The sequence below is a fragment of the Pseudoalteromonas sp. 5Ae-yellow genome, from assembly GCF_014077565.1.
GTDB lineage: Bacteria > Pseudomonadota > Gammaproteobacteria > Enterobacterales > Alteromonadaceae > Pseudoalteromonas.
The window spans coordinates 17,691-34,700 of sequence record NZ_JACGWD010000020.1 but is presented as its reverse complement, the minus strand read 5'-3'; the positions used below and the strand labels follow the sequence as shown (position 1 = coordinate 34,700).

The 17,010-nt window shown below is 40.0% G+C and carries 14 protein-coding genes; 7 read left to right on the top strand and 7 right to left on the bottom strand.

All coding sequences use genetic code 11. From position 1 onward, the window contains the following. Nucleotides 1–28 precede the first annotated feature (28 nt). From yidC to rpmH, 4 genes are all read right to left on the bottom strand, one after another. Entirely contained in the window at nt 29–1,666 is a 1,638-nt protein-coding gene (yidC, locus tag H4J63_RS07675; RefSeq protein ID WP_182195792.1) for a membrane protein insertase YidC, read from the bottom strand. Between the two features lie 8 nt (nt 1,667–1,674). After that, on the bottom strand, nt 1,675–1,950 hold the full coding sequence (gene yidD / locus H4J63_RS07670) for a membrane protein insertion efficiency factor YidD (protein ID WP_004335219.1): 276 nt from the start codon (nt 1,948–1,950) through the stop codon (nt 1,675–1,677). A gap of 129 nt (nt 1,951–2,079) precedes the next feature. Next, on the bottom strand, nt 2,080–2,502 hold the full coding sequence (rnpA, locus tag H4J63_RS07665; RefSeq protein ID WP_004335217.1) for a ribonuclease P protein component: 423 nt from the start codon (nt 2,500–2,502) through the stop codon (nt 2,080–2,082). A gap of 7 nt (nt 2,503–2,509) precedes the next feature. After that, nucleotides 2,510–2,644 carry a 50S ribosomal protein L34 gene (gene rpmH / locus H4J63_RS07660; protein ID WP_004335215.1) on the bottom strand — a complete coding sequence of 45 codons (135 nt, stop codon included), beginning with the start codon at nt 2,642–2,644 and terminating at the stop codon, nt 2,510–2,512. A gap of 517 nt (nt 2,645–3,161) precedes the next feature. On the opposite strand from rpmH, the gene dnaA reads away from it, so the two are divergent. The 7 genes from dnaA (at nt 3,162) to H4J63_RS07625 (ending at nt 12,848) form a co-directional block, all read left to right on the top strand. After that, entirely contained in the window at nt 3,162–4,544 is a 1,383-nt protein-coding gene (dnaA, locus tag H4J63_RS07655; protein WP_182195789.1) for a chromosomal replication initiator protein DnaA, read from the top strand. Nucleotides 4,545–4,557: 13 nt separating this feature from the next. Then, on the top strand, nt 4,558–5,661 hold the full coding sequence (dnaN, locus tag H4J63_RS07650) for a DNA polymerase III subunit beta (protein ID WP_004335206.1): 1,104 nt from the start codon (nt 4,558–4,560) through the stop codon (nt 5,659–5,661). A 15-nt stretch (nt 5,662–5,676) separates the two neighbouring features. Beyond that, complete coding sequence (gene recF, locus H4J63_RS07645) at nt 5,677–6,771, top strand: DNA replication/repair protein RecF (protein ID WP_182195786.1); 1,095 nt, start codon at nt 5,677–5,679, stop codon at nt 6,769–6,771. A gap of 12 nt (nt 6,772–6,783) precedes the next feature. Continuing rightward, entirely contained in the window at nt 6,784–9,210 is a 2,427-nt protein-coding gene (gene gyrB, locus H4J63_RS07640; protein ID WP_024597183.1) for a DNA topoisomerase (ATP-hydrolyzing) subunit B, read from the top strand. A 140-nt stretch (nt 9,211–9,350) separates the two neighbouring features. Continuing rightward, on the top strand, nt 9,351–10,253 hold the full coding sequence (gene glyQ, locus H4J63_RS07635; protein ID WP_004335201.1) for a glycine--tRNA ligase subunit alpha: 903 nt from the start codon (nt 9,351–9,353) through the stop codon (nt 10,251–10,253). A 1-nt stretch (nt 10,254) separates the two neighbouring features. Beyond that, entirely contained in the window at nt 10,255–12,324 is a 2,070-nt protein-coding gene (gene glyS / locus H4J63_RS07630) for a glycine--tRNA ligase subunit beta (protein ID WP_024597184.1), read from the top strand. Between the two features lie 74 nt (nt 12,325–12,398). Continuing rightward, entirely contained in the window at nt 12,399–12,848 is a 450-nt protein-coding gene (locus H4J63_RS07625) for a hypothetical protein (protein ID WP_004335197.1), read from the top strand. 197 nt (nt 12,849–13,045) lie between these two features. Here the strand turns inward: H4J63_RS07625 and tusA are convergent, their stop codons facing one another. The 3 genes from tusA to fadB form a co-directional block, all read right to left on the bottom strand. Next, the gene (tusA, locus tag H4J63_RS07620; protein ID WP_182195784.1) at nt 13,046–13,285 is read right to left on the bottom strand and encodes a sulfurtransferase TusA; all 240 of its coding nucleotides are present in this window, start codon (nt 13,283–13,285) and stop codon (nt 13,046–13,048) included. A 292-nt stretch (nt 13,286–13,577) separates the two neighbouring features. Next, nucleotides 13,578–14,747 (bottom strand): acetyl-CoA C-acyltransferase FadA, encoded by a 1,170-nt coding sequence (gene fadA / locus H4J63_RS07615; protein ID WP_004335189.1) that lies wholly within the window; start codon nt 14,745–14,747, stop codon nt 13,578–13,580. 4 nt (nt 14,748–14,751) lie between these two features. After that, nucleotides 14,752–16,911: a fatty acid oxidation complex subunit alpha FadB gene (gene fadB, locus H4J63_RS07610; protein WP_182195781.1), complete on the bottom strand. Its 2,160-nt coding sequence runs from the start codon at nt 16,909–16,911 to the stop codon at nt 14,752–14,754. Between the last annotated feature and the right edge of the window lie 99 nt (nt 16,912–17,010).

Genomic DNA, 17,010 nt, shown 5'->3' with positions numbered 1-17,010 from the left:
AGTCGCCTTTATATAAGTAGGAGCTTAGTTAGCCTCTTACTTTAATTCCTTTCTTTTCCATGCCACGGTAGATGATTAACATCTGGACAATAGAAATAAGGTTAGACACTAACCAGTAAAGAACTAAACCCGATGGGAACCATAAGAAGAATACAGAGAAGATAACCGGCATAAAGGTCATCATTTTTTGCTGCATTGGATCAGTTACCGTCATAGGCTGTAGTTTTTGCGTCACAAACATACTCGCACCAAATAAGATTGGTAATACGTAGTACGGGTCTTGTGCAGAAAGGTCAGTTAACCAAAAAATAAATTCAGCATGGCGAAGTTCAGTAGATTCTAAGAATACGTAGAACAAGGCTAAGAAAATCGGCATTTGAAGTAAAATAGGGAAACAGCCACCCATTGGGTTAACTTTTTCTTTTTTGTACATTTCCATAGTTGCTTGGCCGAACTTTTGACGGTCGTCACCAAACTTTTCTTTAAGAGCTGCCATTTTAGGCTGTAGCGCACGCATTTTTGCCATTGAAGTGTATTGCGCTTTAGTAAGTGGGTACATTAACGATTTAACGATAATAGTGATGGCAATAATTGCTACACCCCAGTTACCTAAAATGCTATGTAGCCATTTTAGCAATACAAATAAAGGTTGCGAAATAAACCATAACCAACCGTAATCTACAGTTAAGTCTAAGTCTGGGTGAATCGCTTCAAGAATATCTGACTCTTTCGGACCCATATAATAAGTAGCAGTTAGTGTTTGCTCACTACCAGCTTGAATATTTACAGCGGGATCTTTAGCACCAATAATAGCGGCATTACTTTTTGTAATTAAGCTATAAATTGTATTTGTTTGATCCTGCATTGGAACCCAAGCACTTACAAAGTAATGTTGTATAAATGCAACATAACCACCTTGCGTGTTTTTGTTTAGGTTTTTATCAGCCATATCTGAAAAACTATACTTTTCATATGGTTCTTCGTCAGTACCGTATGCAGCACCTAAATAGTTTTGATCAACCATGCTACCTTTTTCTTGTACGGTACGCTTAATTTGCGTGTATAGCTGTACTTGAAGAGGTACGCTGGTAGTGTTGTTGATTTTGTATTCTAAGCCTACGTCATACTGACCTTTTTTGAATACATACGTTTTAGTAAAACTAACACCATTACTATCAGTGAACTGAAGTGGAACGCGAAGCTCATCACCCGTTAAGGTATATGATTTTTGTTCGGTACTATAAGTAGGGCGACCGTTAGCTGATGCGTCAGGGCCATTTAAGCCAATTAAGCCACTTTGTGAAAAGTATTGTTTGCCACTATCAAGCTGACCAAGAAGCATATAAGGTGTTTCACTTCCTTTAGTTTCTTCGTATTGAAGAAGGTCTGTTTCAACAATGTCACCGCCTTTGGTGTCAATTTTAACTTTAAAAACGTCAGTTGTGATTTCAATAACTGAACGTTTAGCTAAAGTTGCTGAAGCGGGTAAACCTGAATCTGACGATGAAGGAATATAATCATCCGACTCTGGTGAATTTGCTTGTAGTGTTTGTGTTGTGGCACTTGGATCGGCTTTAGGCTTGTTGTAATCATTATCCCATTCTTGGAACAATAAAAACGACACTAGCATTAGGCCAATTAATAAAAACGTGCGTTGCGATTCCATAACAGCTCTTATTTCTCGTGTTGGTGGTTAATATGGGTTAATTTTTCAGGTACGGGGTCGTCTCCACCTGAATGTAAAGGATGGCATTTTAATATGCGTTTTAAAGCTAACCAACTACCTTTTATAAATCCATGCAAATTAATTGCTTGAATTGCATAATGTGAGCAGCTTGGATTAAAACGACAATGCGGACCTAACAGCGGGCTAATCCACTTTTGATAACCGCGGATAAATAACACTAAACAAATCTTAGGAAAAGCAACAAGTGGTTTAATTAACCTCATGATGTTTATGCCCCTACTTAAGTTTAGTGAGATAGATATCATGTATTTAAAGACTCAATTAGAAATTTTAAATGCATGATTAAAAGGTGAGCTAAAGATACATTAATTAACCCTGCAATTCTATTGCAATTAGGTTTGTTTATTAGATTTAGCTGATTTGTTTGGGCGTTTCTTAAAAGGTGGCGGTTTAGGTGCACCTGGTTTACAGCGTTCGTTAATTTTTCGCCATAATTTAGTAAGTTGTTTGGTTAATTCTTCATTAGACTGTTCATCAATACCACTTTTCACCATAAGCACAATATCAATATTATCGATGCTGTGTTGATTTAAACGAAAACTTTCGCGAGCGAGACGTTTAATACGGTTTCGTTGGCATGCCTTTTTTACGCGTTTTTTAGCAACAGTAAGACCTAACCGAGGTTTTTCTTGGTCATTTGGTTTAGCTAATAGAGTAAAGAAAGGAGTTGCAGCCCGAGCGGGTTCATTAAATATGCGAGAGTAATGCGAGGGAGTTAACAGACGTAACTCCCTGCCAAAGCTAAAGTCTTCCACTTATAAATTAAGCAGAAAGAACTTTGCGGCCTTTAGCGCGGCGACGTGCTAATACTTTACGGCCATTTACAGTTGCCATGCGAGCACGGAAGCCGTGTGCACGTTTGCGTTTTAAAACGCTAGGTTGAAAAGTTCTTTTCATAACAATCTCATCCGATCGGTTAAAGTTAAAACATCCTATACAGGTCGCGATCCTGGCATAGGTGCCATTGCGAGCGCGAGATATTATAGAGTAAGTAACGTAAAGTCAATCATAATTACGTTCGCAGTGTATAGCCTACTTATGACTCATAAAGAGATCATGTAGAGCGATCTGATAGGATCATCATAAATAAGAAGTTTTCCACAGCCCCTGTATAAAAAGTGAATAAAAGCGGGGAAAAGAAAATTGGATCGTAAATTTGGTTCGCGATCTTGGTGTTATTTTGTTATGATCTCCTCTTCGGATCTAAAATAAAAACTGTTTTAAATCAGGTTGTTAATGATTTTATACATCGATATCAACAATTTTATAAAAATCAATCTTTTACTTGTGGATAAAGTGCCTTCATAATACGCGGTCTTGGGTCGCTTATTGGACCATTTGAACGCAATAAATGTATGATTTATAATCATTAATGATGTGCGGGAATAAAAATTATATCTCTGGGAGTTTAACTGTGTATCTGTCGGTTTGGCAAAGTTGTTTATATGTATTGCAAGATGAGCTGCCTTCGCAGCAATTCAGTATGTGGGTAAGACCACTACAAGCAGAAAGTACCGAAGATACCTTGACGATTTATGCACCTAATCGCTTTGTGCTTGATTGGGTAAGAGAAAAGTACCTAAATAGAATTAACGAATTATTAGTAGAAATTTGTGGTGTTGAAGCACCAAAGCTACGTTTTGATGTAGGTAGTAAGCCTTTATTAAATGCACAAGCTGCACCGGTTATAGAAACAAAATCAGCACCACAAGCTTCTACAAAACAACAGCCTCGTGAGCAAAAGCCTGTTGTTGAACCTGCACCTAAGTCAGGTTACAAATCTAACATTAAAGAAAACTATACCTTTGACAGCTTTGTTGAGGGTAAGTCAAACCAATTAGCAAAAGCAGCGGCCACTCAAGTTGCCGATAATCCTGGCTCTGCTTTTAACCCTGTATTTATTTACGGTGGTACTGGTTTAGGTAAAACTCACTTATTACATGCAGTAGGTAACGGCATTATGGCAAACAAGCCAGATGCTAAAATTGTTTACATGCATTCAGAACGCTTTGTTCAAGATATGGTAAAGGCACTGCAAAATAATGCGATAGAAGAATTTAAGCGCTATTACCGCAGTGTTGACGCATTAATGATTGATGATATTCAATTTTTTGCTAATAAAGAGCGCTCCCAAGAAGAGTTTTTTCATACCTTTAATGCATTACTTGAAGGCAACCAACAAATTATTTTAACCTCTGACCGTTATCCAAAAGAGATTGAAGGGGTCGAAGACCGTCTTAAATCACGTTTTGGTTGGGGATTAACAATCGCGATTGAGCCACCAGAGCTTGAAACTCGCGTTGCTATTTTGATGAAAAAAGCACAGCAAAGTAAGATTAACTTACCACATGAAGTTGCCTTTTTTATCGCCAAAAAATTACGTTCAAATGTACGTGAACTAGAAGGCGCACTTAACCGTGTAATTGCTAATGCTAATTTTACAGGTCGTCCAATTTCAATTGATTTTGTAAAAGAAGCACTACGCGATTTACTTGCCTTGCAAGATAAGCTGGTTACGATAGATAATATTCAGCGCACCGTTGCTGAGTACTACCGAATTCGAGTGTCAGATCTATTGTCTAAGCGCCGCAGCCGCTCTATAGCAAGGCCACGCCAAGTTGCCATGGCATTATCTAAAGAATTAACTAATCACAGCTTACCTGAGATTGGTGACGCATTTGGTGGACGCGATCATACGACCGTATTACACGCATGTCGTAAGATAAAATCACTACGTGACGAAAGCCACGAAATTAAAGAAGATTACCAAAACTTAATAAGAACATTGTCATCTTAGGGCTGACTTTATTATGCAAATAACAATATCAAGACAACAATTTTTAAAGCCATTGGTGCAAGTGTCGGGTGCAATAGAGCGCAAACACACGCTACCAATCTTATCTAACGTTTTGTTAGTGGTAGAAAACGGACAACTTTCAATGACGGGTACTGACCTTGAAATTGAATTAGTTTCTGGCGTATTTGTAGGTGATGATATTGCCGATACAAAACTAACGTTACCCGCTAAAAAGTTACTCGATATTTGTAAAAGTCTACCTGATGGTTCAGACATTACTTTAAGCTTGCAAGAGCACCAATTACTTTTAACCAGTGGTAAAAGCCGTTTTTCATTAACGACTTTATCAGCTGATGATTTTCCTAATTTAGAGCAGTGGGATGGTGAGGTTGAATTTCAACTAACTCGTTTAGAGCTTCGTAAGCTACTTGAAAGCACGCATTTTTCGATGGCGAATCAAGACGTACGTTATTACTTAAATGGTATGTCGTTTGAAGTAGATAATACAGACATAAAAACAGTAGCAACTGATGGTCACCGTTTAGCTATTGCACAAAAGCAATTAACGCAATCGCTTAACACTCAACGTCAATTAATTATACCTCGCAAAGGTGTGCAAGAAATTATGCGCCTTATGGTAGCTGACGACGAATTGGTTACAATTCAGTTTGGTGCTAACCATATTCGTATCATTGATATTGAGTTTACATTTACAAGTAAGCTAGTTGATGGACGCTTTCCTGATTACCGTCGTGTATTACCACGTGGAGGTGACAAAGTAATTACAGCTAACCGAGAATGGTTACGAAATGCGTTTCAACGAGTGTCTATTTTATCGAATGAAAAATTTCGTGGTGTACGCTTAAACCTATCAAACGGTTTATTAAAAATTACTGCCAATAACCCAGAGCAAGAACAAGCTGAAGAAGTTGTTGAAGTAAGTTACGAAGGCGCGGACCTAGAAATAGGATTCAACGTGTCTTACGTGTTAGATGTACTAAACACATTAAAAACAGAAGACGTACTATTTACATTAGCCGACTCAAACAGCAGTGCATTAATTGAAGGTGCAGGCGATGAAGAAGCAATGTACGTTGTTATGCCTATGCGTTTATAAGACTATAAATACATAATGAGCTTAAGTCATTTGAGCCTCAAATATTTTCGTAATATTGAGGCGCTGACGCTAGAACCAGTCAACGGCGTTAATATAATTTATGGTGAAAATGGCAGCGGAAAAACCAGCCTTTTAGAGGCTATATATTACCTTTCTCATGGCAAATCTTTTCGTACTCCAAAACACAAAAGTATTATTGCGCACCAGCAAGAGCAATTTGTAATTCACGGGCGTAAAACAATACACGATTTATCAATTCCAATTGGTATTAGTAAAACGCAAACGGGTGAGACCAATTTAAAAATTCAAGGTAAGGCGAGCCGTAAGATATCAGAACTAGCTCAACTTATGCCTGTACAAATTATTACACCAGAGAGTTATTCTTTGTTTTTTGGTGGACCTAAAGAGCGCAGAAAGTTTTTAGATTTAGGTTTGTTCCACGTGGAACATGAGTTCTTTTTTTTGTGGCAATCATTTAATAAAGTACTTAAACAACGTAATGCATTATTAAAAACTAAGCCCAAGAATTATTTTGACCAAATTAAGTTTTGGGACAAAGAATTTGTTAGACTGGCTGAAGAAATAAATAAATTAAGATTGGCGTATATAAGTAGGTTTAAGCAGCAATTTTTTGATAAAATGTGTGCAGAATTGACGCTTGTACGTGATTTAGAAATGACCTTTAGCGCAGGCTGGAAAGAGACTGAATCTCTTGCAGATGCGTTAGAGCAAAACTTTGAGCGAGATGCTCGCCAAGGGTTTACAAGTAAAGGCCCTCATAAGGCCGATTTTAGTTTTAGTGTCGTTGGCAACAGTGTGGAGAATACATTCTCACGCGGTCAATTGAAGCTATTATTGTATGCGTTGAAAGTTACGCAAAATAGCTTAATTGAGTCAGAGACAGATAAGCAATCTATATTGCTAATAGATGATCTACCTTCAGAATTAGGCGAAGATACAAAAGAGAAAGTGGGACAATTACTTGCTCACTGCAGTTCTCAAATTTTTATCTCTTCAATTTTATCTGAAAGTATTTCTGCTGTGGTGGAACCCATGCAACGAGAACTACAAATGTTCCACGTGAAACATGGCAACCTAATAACAAGATAAGTGGGATTAACCATGTCTGAGAATTATGACTCGTCGAGTATTAAAGTACTTAAAGGATTAGACGCAGTAAGAAAGCGTCCTGGAATGTATATTGGGGACACCGATGATGGCACAGGCTTACACCACATGGTGTTTGAGGTCGTTGATAACTCGATCGATGAAGCCTTAGCAGGTCATTGTGATGATATTTATGTAACGATTCACTTAGACGGTTCTGTCTCAGTTCGAGATAACGGTCGTGGTATCCCAACTTCTATCCATGAAGAAGAAGGCGTATCTGCAGCCGAAGTTATTATGACGGTACTTCATGCCGGTGGTAAGTTTGATGATAACTCTTATAAAGTATCGGGTGGCTTACATGGTGTTGGTGTTTCTGTTGTAAATGCACTTTCAGAAAAACTAAAACTGACTGTTCGTCGTGAAGGTAAGCTTCATGAGCAGTTTTATACTATGGGTGTTCCAGATGCACCTTTAGCTGTAATTGGTGACTCAGAAACAACTGGTACAGAATTACGTTTTTGGCCAAGCGCTGAAACATTCACAAATTTAGATTTTCATTACGACATTTTAGCTAAGCGTTTACGCGAGCTTTCATTCCTAAACTCAGGTGTGAGCATCATCTTAAATGATGAGCGTGAAGAAAATAAATCTGACCACTTTAAATATGAAGGCGGTATTCAAGCTTTCGTAGAATACTTAAACCGTAATAAAACACCTATACATAAAGGTGTGTTCCATTTTACTCACGAACGTGAAGAAGATGGTATTAGTGTTGAAGTATCAATGCAGTGGAATGATGCATACCAAGAAAACATTTACTGTTTCACAAATAATATTCCACAACGTGATGGTGGTACTCACTTAGCCGGTTTTAGATCAGCGCTAACACGTACACTTAATAACTACATGGAAAAAGAAGGCTTTAACAAGAAAGCTAAAACAACCAGCAATGCTACCGGTGATGATGCCCGTGAAGGCTTAACGGCTGTTGTTAGTGTTAAAGTTCCTGATCCTAAGTTCTCATCGCAAACTAAAGACAAGCTAGTATCAAGTGAAGTTAAATCTGCTGTTGAACAAGCAATGGCTGAAAAATTCACTGAGTTTTTACTAGAAAACCCAACTGATGCCAAAATTGTTGTAGGTAAGATTATTGATGCCTCACGTGCTCGTGAAGCTGCGCGTAAAGCCCGTGAAATGACACGACGTAAAGGTGCGATGGACTTAGCAGGCTTACCAGGTAAGCTAGCTGATTGCCAAGAAAAAGACCCAGCCCAATCTGAACTATATATTGTGGAAGGGGACTCTGCTGGCGGATCAGCCAAGCAGGGACGTAACCGTAAAAACCAAGCTATTCTTCCGCTTAAAGGTAAAATATTAAACGTAGAAAAAGCACGTTTTGATAAAATGTTATCTTCGCAAGAAGTAGCAACACTAATTACTGCATTAGGGTGTGGTATTGGTCGTGACGAATATAACCCTGAGAAATTACGTTATCACCGTATCATCATCATGACCGATGCGGACGTGGATGGTTCTCACATTCGTACGTTACTACTAACATTCTTCTATCGTCAAATGCCTGAAATTGTAGAACGCGGTTATATTTATATTGCTCAACCACCACTTTATAAAGTGAAAAAAGGTAAGCAAGAGCGTTATATTAAAGATGATCCTGCATTAGTAGAATACTTAACGTCGCTTGCACTTAATAATGCGGCTTTATATCCAAGTGCAGATGCTTCTGCGCTAGAAGGTGAAGCGCTTGAGAAAGTCGTTCACGATTACCAAAATACAGTTAAAGTTATTGAGCGTTTAAAGCGTAAATATCCTAACACGGTAATGGAACGCTTAATCTACCAAACAGAGTTGAAAACTGATGACCTTTCTGACGAAGCTAAAGTAATTGCTTGGACAAAAGAGTTAGTTGATGACCTGATTGCACGTGATGAAGATGCAACTATTTTCCATGCGGGTACAGAGTTTGACGCTGAGCGTAATATGTATTACCCGGTTGTGAATATTCGTCAGCACGGTGTTGATAAAGCACATGTACTTCATTATGACTTTATTGCATCACGTGACTACCAACGCATTGCTGTGACTGGTACTAACATTGCAAACATCCTAAAAGAAGGTGCTTATATTCAACGTGGTGAGAAAACAAAACCTGTTGATAACTTTGTGGATGCTTTGGAATGGTTGATCACAGAATCTAAGCGCGGGATCTACATTCAACGCTATAAAGGACTGGGTGAAATGAACCCAAGCCAGCTTTGGGAAACAACAATGGATCCTAGTGCTCGTCGTATGTTACAAGTAACGATTGAAGATGCTGTTGGCGCGGATCAATTATTTGCCACCTTAATGGGTGATCAAGTAGAGCCTCGTAGAGAGTTTATCGAAACTAACGCTCTACGCGTAGTTAATCTAGACGTGTAAAAATATTACTTACACCGAAAAAGGAGCCTAATGGCTCCTTTTTTATTTTTTCAATTACACAAACTGCTTAAAACCTGAGTGTACACACGGTATACTAAGGGTAATTTTCACGCTACTTCTTAGATAGTAAAAAGCCAAATATGCAAAAATATGACGTAAAAACCTTTCAAGGTTTGATCCTGGCTTTACAGGATTATTGGGCGCAGCAAGGCTGTGTCATTATTCAACCACTTGATATGGAAGTGGGAGCCGGGACATTTCACCCGCAAACATTTTTAAAGTCTATTGGTCCAGAGCCAATGTCGAGCGCGTACGTTCAGCCGTGTCGTCGTCCTACGGATGGCCGCTATGGTGAAAACCCAAATCGCCTACAACATTACTACCAATTCCAAGTAGTTTTAAAGCCATCGCCAGATAACATCCAAGAGCTTTACTTAGGCTCATTAGCGGCAATGGGTATTGATACCCTTACTCACGAAGTTCGCTTTGTAGAAGATAACTGGGAATCACCTACGCTAGGCGCATGGGGCTTGGGATGGGAAATTTGGTTAAACGGCATGGAAGTAACGCAGTTTACCTACTTTCAACAAGTGGGTGGCTTAGAGTGCTCACCAGTAACAGGCGAAATTACTTATGGCCTAGAGCGTTTAGCAATGTACATTCAAGGCGTAGATAGCATTTACGACCTAGTATGGGCAGACGGTCCACTAGGGCGCGTAACATACGGCGACGTGTTCCATCAAAATGAAGTAGAGCAATCTACTTATAATTTTGAACATGCAAACGTAGAAGACTTATTTGCACAGTTTGATAAGTGTGAAGCAGAAAGCCAAAAGTTAATTGAAGCTAACTTACCACTACCTGCATACGAGCAAGTAATGAAAGCATCGCACGCATTTAACTTACTAGACGCACGCCACGCAATTTCGGTAACCGAACGTCAGCGTTATATTTTACGCGTTCGTGCGTTATCAAAAGCGTGTGCACAAAGTTACTATGACAAACGTGAAGCGCTTGGTTTCCCGCTGTGTAAGGATAAGTAAAATGTCAGCACAAAATTTATTAGTAGAAATTGGCACTGAAGAGTTACCACCAAAAGCATTGCGTAAATTAGCAGAAGCCTTTGCTGCAAACTTAACTCAAGAGCTAGAAACATTAGAATTAGCACACCAAGGCGTAAGCTGGTATGCATCGCCTCGTCGTTTGGGTTTACAAGTAAAAGCGCTTGAAGCTAAGCAACAAGACAAAGAAGTTGAAAAGCGTGGCCCAGCAACAAAGGCAGCGTTTGACAGCGAAGGTAACCCAACAAAAGCAGCAATGGGTTGGGCACGTGGTTGTGGTATTGAAGTAAAAGACGCACAAACACTTGAAACTGATAAAGGCGCTTGGTTATTGCACATTGCTAAAGTAGCAGGGCAAGAAACTAAAACGCTAATGACAGATGCTATCACTAAAGCGTTAAGTAAATTACCAATCCCTAAACCAATGCGTTGGGGCGCGAATAAAACACAATTTATTCGTCCTGTGCATACAGTCACTATTTTATTTGGTGATGAGCTACTTGAAGGCGAAATTCTTGGTAAGCAAATAACTAACCAGCTTCAGGGTCATCGTTTTCATCACCCAGAAAAAATTAGCATTAACCATGCAGATGACGTTTTTGACGTACTTAAATCTGCTTACGTTATTGCTGATTACGAGCAACGTAAAGCGCAAATTCGTGCACAAATAGAAGAGGCTGCAAGCGCAGTTAACGCTGTTGTTGCAATGGATGAAGATTTACTAGAAGAAGTAACATCACTTGTAGAGTGGCCAGTTACTTTAACGGCAACATTTGAAGAAGCATTTTTAGATGTACCAGCCGAAGCGTTAATTTACACCATGAAAGACGATCAAAAATACTTCCCGTTATTAGATCAAAACGGCAAACTTTTAAATAAGTTTTTGTTTGTATCTAACATCGAAAGTAAAGATCCAAGTGTGGTTATTTCTGGTAACGAAAAAGTAGTGCGCCCGCGTTTAGCCGATGCACAGTTCTTCTTTGAAACAGATAAAAAGAAAACCCTAGAAAGCCGATTAGAGTCGCTTGATAGCGTATTGTTCCAAAAGCAACTTGGTACGCTTAAAGATAAGTCTGAGCGCATTAGTGAGCTTGCAGGTTATATTGCTGAGCAATTAGGTGCTGATAAAGACCTAGCACAGCGTGCAGGCTTATTAAGTAAAACTGACCTAATGACTGAAATGGTTATGGAATTTACCGACGTGCAAGGTGTAATGGGAATGCATTACGCTCGCCACGATGGTGAAGCCGAAGATGTAGCCGTAGCGCAAAACGAGCAGTACATGCCACGCTTTGCAGGGGATAACTTACCAACAAACTTAATTAGCTGCGCAGTAGCGATTGCTGATAAGTTTGACACGCTGGTGGGTATTTTTGGTATAGGCCAAGCACCTAAAGGTGACAAAGACCCATTTGCTCTTCGTCGTGCTGCTATTGGTGCACTGCGCATCATGGTAGAAAAAGAACTACCACTTGATATTTTAGACCTAGTAGCTAAATCGCAAACATTGTTTGGCGACAAGTTAACTAACTTAAATGTATCAACTGACGTATTTGAATTTATGCTAGGGCGCTTCCGTGCTTGGTATCAAGACGAAGGTATTGAAGTAGACGTAATTCAAGCAGTGCTTGCACGTCGTCCGACTAAACCTGTTGATTTTGACCGCCGTGTTAAAGCCGTAAGCCACTTCCGTACATTAGACGCAGCAGAAGCGCTTGCAGCAGCTAATAAGCGTGTAGGTAACATTCTGGCTAAAAACGATATTACCAGCCAAGGTAGTGTTGATGAGAGCTTATTAAGCGACGACGCCGAAAAAGTATTGGCATCACAAGTAGCAAAATTTGCCACTGACCTTGCGCCACTTTACGCAGATGGAAACTACCAAGAAGCATTAAGCCAATTGGCGGGTATTCGTGAAAGTGTTGATAACTTTTTTGACAACGTAATGGTTATGGCCGACGATGAAGCTGTTAAGCAAAATCGTCTTGCGCTATTAAGCCAGTTAAGCGGATTGTTTTTAGGTATTGCAGATATTTCTGTTTTACAAAAATAACACCGATTAGCAATTTTAAAAGCCAGCGTTTTGCTGGCTTTTTAGTTTTCACTGTATGCAAAGGATACCCATTGATGATTTCTATGAAACGAATTTTAACCTTAGCAATTGCTGGTTTACTTACTGCCTGTACAAGCCAAATTTCGATTAACGATGTTTTACCACAGCAAGAGCTTGACCGCACAATTTACTTACGTGGCGACTTTACACTGTGGGATGCAGAACCCCAGTATCAGTTTGCGCCAGTTGGCCCTGCGCTTTATCAAGCGCAAGTTAAATTTTCGACCCCAGGTAAAGTGTACGAATTTAAAATAGCCGATGCCGATTTTAGTGAAGGTTACAACTGTGGTTACAGCGATGCACAACCAGCAGGGCAAAAACTAACACTCGGTCAGCCAGCTATCGCAGACTGTAATACTATTTATAACTACTTTAGTTTCACACCAGCAATAAAAGGCACGTACATAGTAAGTATTGATTACAGTGACTACGATAAGCCACAAGTGACGATAACGAAGAAGTGATTTTTAGCTATTTAATAGCCCTAGTGGGTTGATGGACTTGTGACAAGGACGTTGTAGGATTTATTCAGCATTAACACCAAGGGGGTTTCGTAGTTTGGGTAGAGTGAAGCGAAACCCAACATGTGTGGCGAACAAAACGATTTTGGTGGTTATTAAATACGTTGGGTTTCGTAAAACTCAACCCAACCTACGTGAGTTTAAAGCCCTTTCTTCACCACATATCTATACGGCGCTGCTTCTGTATCTTTAGCCACCAGCGTGTGATCCATAAACGTACAAAAGCTCGGAATGTCGCGAGTGGTTGATGGGTCATCAGCAGTTATTAATAACGTTTCACCATCGTTCATTTTACGAATAGCAGCACGTACCATCATTACTGGCTCTGGGCAGCGAAGGCCTATGGCATCTAATTGGTGATCGGGATTATCAAAGCTCATAATAAATTGGCCTGTTTAATTAAAGTGTTTGCTGTGTACGCGAGTGCTTAGGTATAGCAATTAATAAGTTTGGCAGTTTAACGCAATTTTATGTGTAATTTAACTATTTTACTTAATGCTTTTAGCAGTTTCAAAATGCTTTATTTAATAATACGCCCGATCACATAATTACGCTGTTACATACTTGTTTGATAAAGGGACGTTTTTATAAATGAAGCTAATAAAAAAGGCGAACTGAATAAAATCAGTTCGCCTTTTTAATCACCAAGATGGTTTTACATGTTTAAACTAATTAGTCTTGAACACGTTCAAATACAGTTGCAATGCCTTGGCCTAAACCAATACACATAGTTGCTAAACCGTATCGTACATTTTTGTCTTCCATTAAGTGAATAAGCGATGTGCTAATACGCGAACCCGAACAACCCAGTGGGTGACCAAGTGCGATTGCGCCGCCATTTAAATTCACTTTTTCGTCAACTACATCCATTAACCCTAAATCTTTCATTACAGGTAATGATTGAGCTGCAAAGGCTTCGTTAAGTTCTACTACACCTAAGTCATCAATTGTAATACCGGCTTGTGCAAGTGCTTTTTTACTTGCTGGTACTGGGCCGTAACCCATAATTGATGGATCGCAACCAGCGACTGCCATTGCTTTAATACGTGCACGAATTGGTAAACCAAGTTCTTTTGCTTTTTCTTCGCTCATTACTAACATTGCAGATGCGCCGTCAGAAAGTGCAGAAGAAGTACCGGCTGTTACCGTACCCGATGCAGGATTAAATACAGGGCGAAGCTTTGATAGGCCTTCTACAGTTGTTTCTGGGCGAATTACTTCGTCGTCTTCAACTAAGATAAGCGAACCATCTGCTGCGTGACCTTCCATTGCTAAAATTTCGCGACGGAAACGGCCTTCAACAGTTGCAGCTTGTGCTCGTTGATGTGAACGGTAAGCAAATTCATCTTGTTGCTCACGGCTAATGCCATGAAGCGTAGCAAGGTATTCTGCTGTTAAGCCCATAGAGCCAGACGCTTGTGCAATTGATGTTGCTAAGCCTGGGTGAAAGTCGTTGCCGTGAGTCATAGGTACGTGACCCATGTGCTCAACACCACCAATTAGGTAAGTGTCGCCAGCGCCTGTCATTATTGCGCGTGCTGCGTCATGCAATGCTTGCATAGAAGAGCCACATAAACGGTTAACCGTAACAGCAGGAACGCTGTGCGGAATACCGGCAAGCAATGATGCGTTACGCGCTACGTTAAAGCCTTGCTCTAATGTTTGCTGTACACAACCCCAATAAATATCGTCAATTGATGCTGGATCAACTGCTGGGTTGCGATCTAGTAAGCCTTTCATTAAATGTGCGCTTAAGTCTTCTGCACGTTTATGTTTGAATACACCACTTTTAGAGCGACCCATTGGTGTGCGGATACAATCTACAATTACTGGATTATTCATGATATTAACCTTCCACCTTATAGAAAACACGACCTTCTTCGGCCCACTTGCGAGTTTGTTCAGATACTTGGTAAATCGCACCTAGGTGAGCGTATTTGTCTGCTGCTGCAACAAAGTTAGCTAAACCAGTTTGATCTAAGTAACGGAACGCGCCGCCTCTAAATGGAGGGAAACCAACACCGTAAACTAATGCCATATCTGCTTCTTGCGGCGAGGCAACAATGCCTTCTTGCAAGCACAGTAGCACTTCGTTGATCATTGGAATCATACAACGGTCGATGATTTCTTGTTTATCAAATTCTTTTGGTGCGTCTGTAATTGGGCTTAGTAGCTCAATTGCTGTCTCGTCATGAGACTTTTTAAGACGACCGCGACGATCTGTTTCGTATTTGTAAAAACCGGCTTTGTTCTTTTGACCAAAACGTTTTTCGTTGGCAAAAATAGTCACAGGGTCTTTATCAGCACGCGCCATACGCTCAGGGAAACCGTCAGCCATTACGCCAGTACAATGGAACGCTGTATCAATACCTACAACATCAAGTAGGTAAGCCGGACCCATAGGCCAGCCAAATACGTTTTCCATTACTTTATCTACTTTTGCAAAGTTAGCGCCTTCAACCACTAATTTGCTAAAACCTGCAAAGTAAGGGAATAAAACACGGTTTACAAAAAAGCCTGGGCAATCGTTAACAACAATTGGCGATTTACCTAATTTAAGCGCGTAATCAACTACTGCATTAATTGTTTTATCTGAGGTTTTTGCACCACGGATAATTTCTACTAATGGCATTTTTGGCACTGGATTGAAAAAGTGCATACCACAGAAGTTTTCTGGCTTATCTAGCGCTTGTGCTAGTAAATCAATACAAATAGTCGATGTATTTGAAGTAAGTACAGTGCCTTCTGGCATGTTCTTTTCAAGATCAGCGAGTACTGCTTGCTTAACTTTAGGGTTTTCTACAACGGCTTCAACAATGATGTTGGCACTTTGTAGGTCTGACTCGTTAAGTGTTGGCTTAATTTTGCTAAGTGTTGCCAACATTTTTTCCATTGGCATGTGACCACGCTTAACTTTTGCACCTAACAATTTAGATGCTTCACCCATACCTAAATCAAGCGCATCTTGTTGGATGTCTTTCATTATAATAGGTGTGCCTTTATAAGCAGACTGGTATGCAATACCGCCACCCATAATACCAGCACCTAATACTGCGGCTTGTTTGATTTCTACATCGCTGTGCTTAGCAAATTTACGTGCTTTACCTTTAATGTATTGGTCAGCTAGGAATATACCAGTTTGTGCTGCTGCTTCTGGTGTACGTGCTAATTTAGCAAAGTTAGCGTTTTCGATTGCCATTGCTTCATCGCGAGTACAGTTTGCCGCTGCTTTAATAGTACGTACAGCCATAACCGGTGCAGGATAGTGGCCTTTGGTTTTACCCATTACCATACCTTCTGCCATAGCAAAGCTCATGCCTTGCTCAACACGGTTTAATTTAAGTGGCTGTAGTTTTACGTTACGTTTTGCTTGCCAATCTAGCTTACCAGCAATCGCCAGTTCGAGTGTTGATACACTTGACTCTAGAAGTTTGTCAGCACTAACTACCGCGTCAAACGCACCTACTTTAAGGGCATCTGCTGCGCGGTTTTCTGCGCCTGAGGTAATCCACATCATCGCGTTATCGGCGCCAATGATACGTGGTAAGCGCACTGTGCCACCAAACCCTGGCATTATGCCAAGTTTAACTTCTGGTAGGCCCATTTTAGCTGTTTCGCTTGCCACACGATAATCGGTAGCAAGTGCCCACTCACAACCACCGCCAAGTGCTATACCGTTTATAGCGCTTAGAGTTGGGAATGGTAAATCTTCAATTGCATCAAAAACGTCTGTTGCGTTTTTGATCCACACTACTAATTCTTCTTCAGGTTTAGTAAATGTAGGTAAAAATTCGAAGATATCGGCACCAATAATAAAGTGGTCTTTATCACTGGTAAAAATCATGCCTTTGATATCAGTATTGGCGGCTAATTCTTTTAATGCTGCTGCGCAATCTGAAAGAGTTTTTTGAGATAGTGTGTTTACAGAACCTGCAACACAAAACTTAAACTCGGCGATGTTTTCCTTCAGGAAGCTAACTTCAAAGGAATCGCTTTTATATAACATTATTATTCTCCCTAGTTGACGAACTAAGACTGGTACGATGAGTTTGCATTTCAATCAGTGTGCTTGCTTTAAATTAAAAATGCAACGAAAAATTTAACT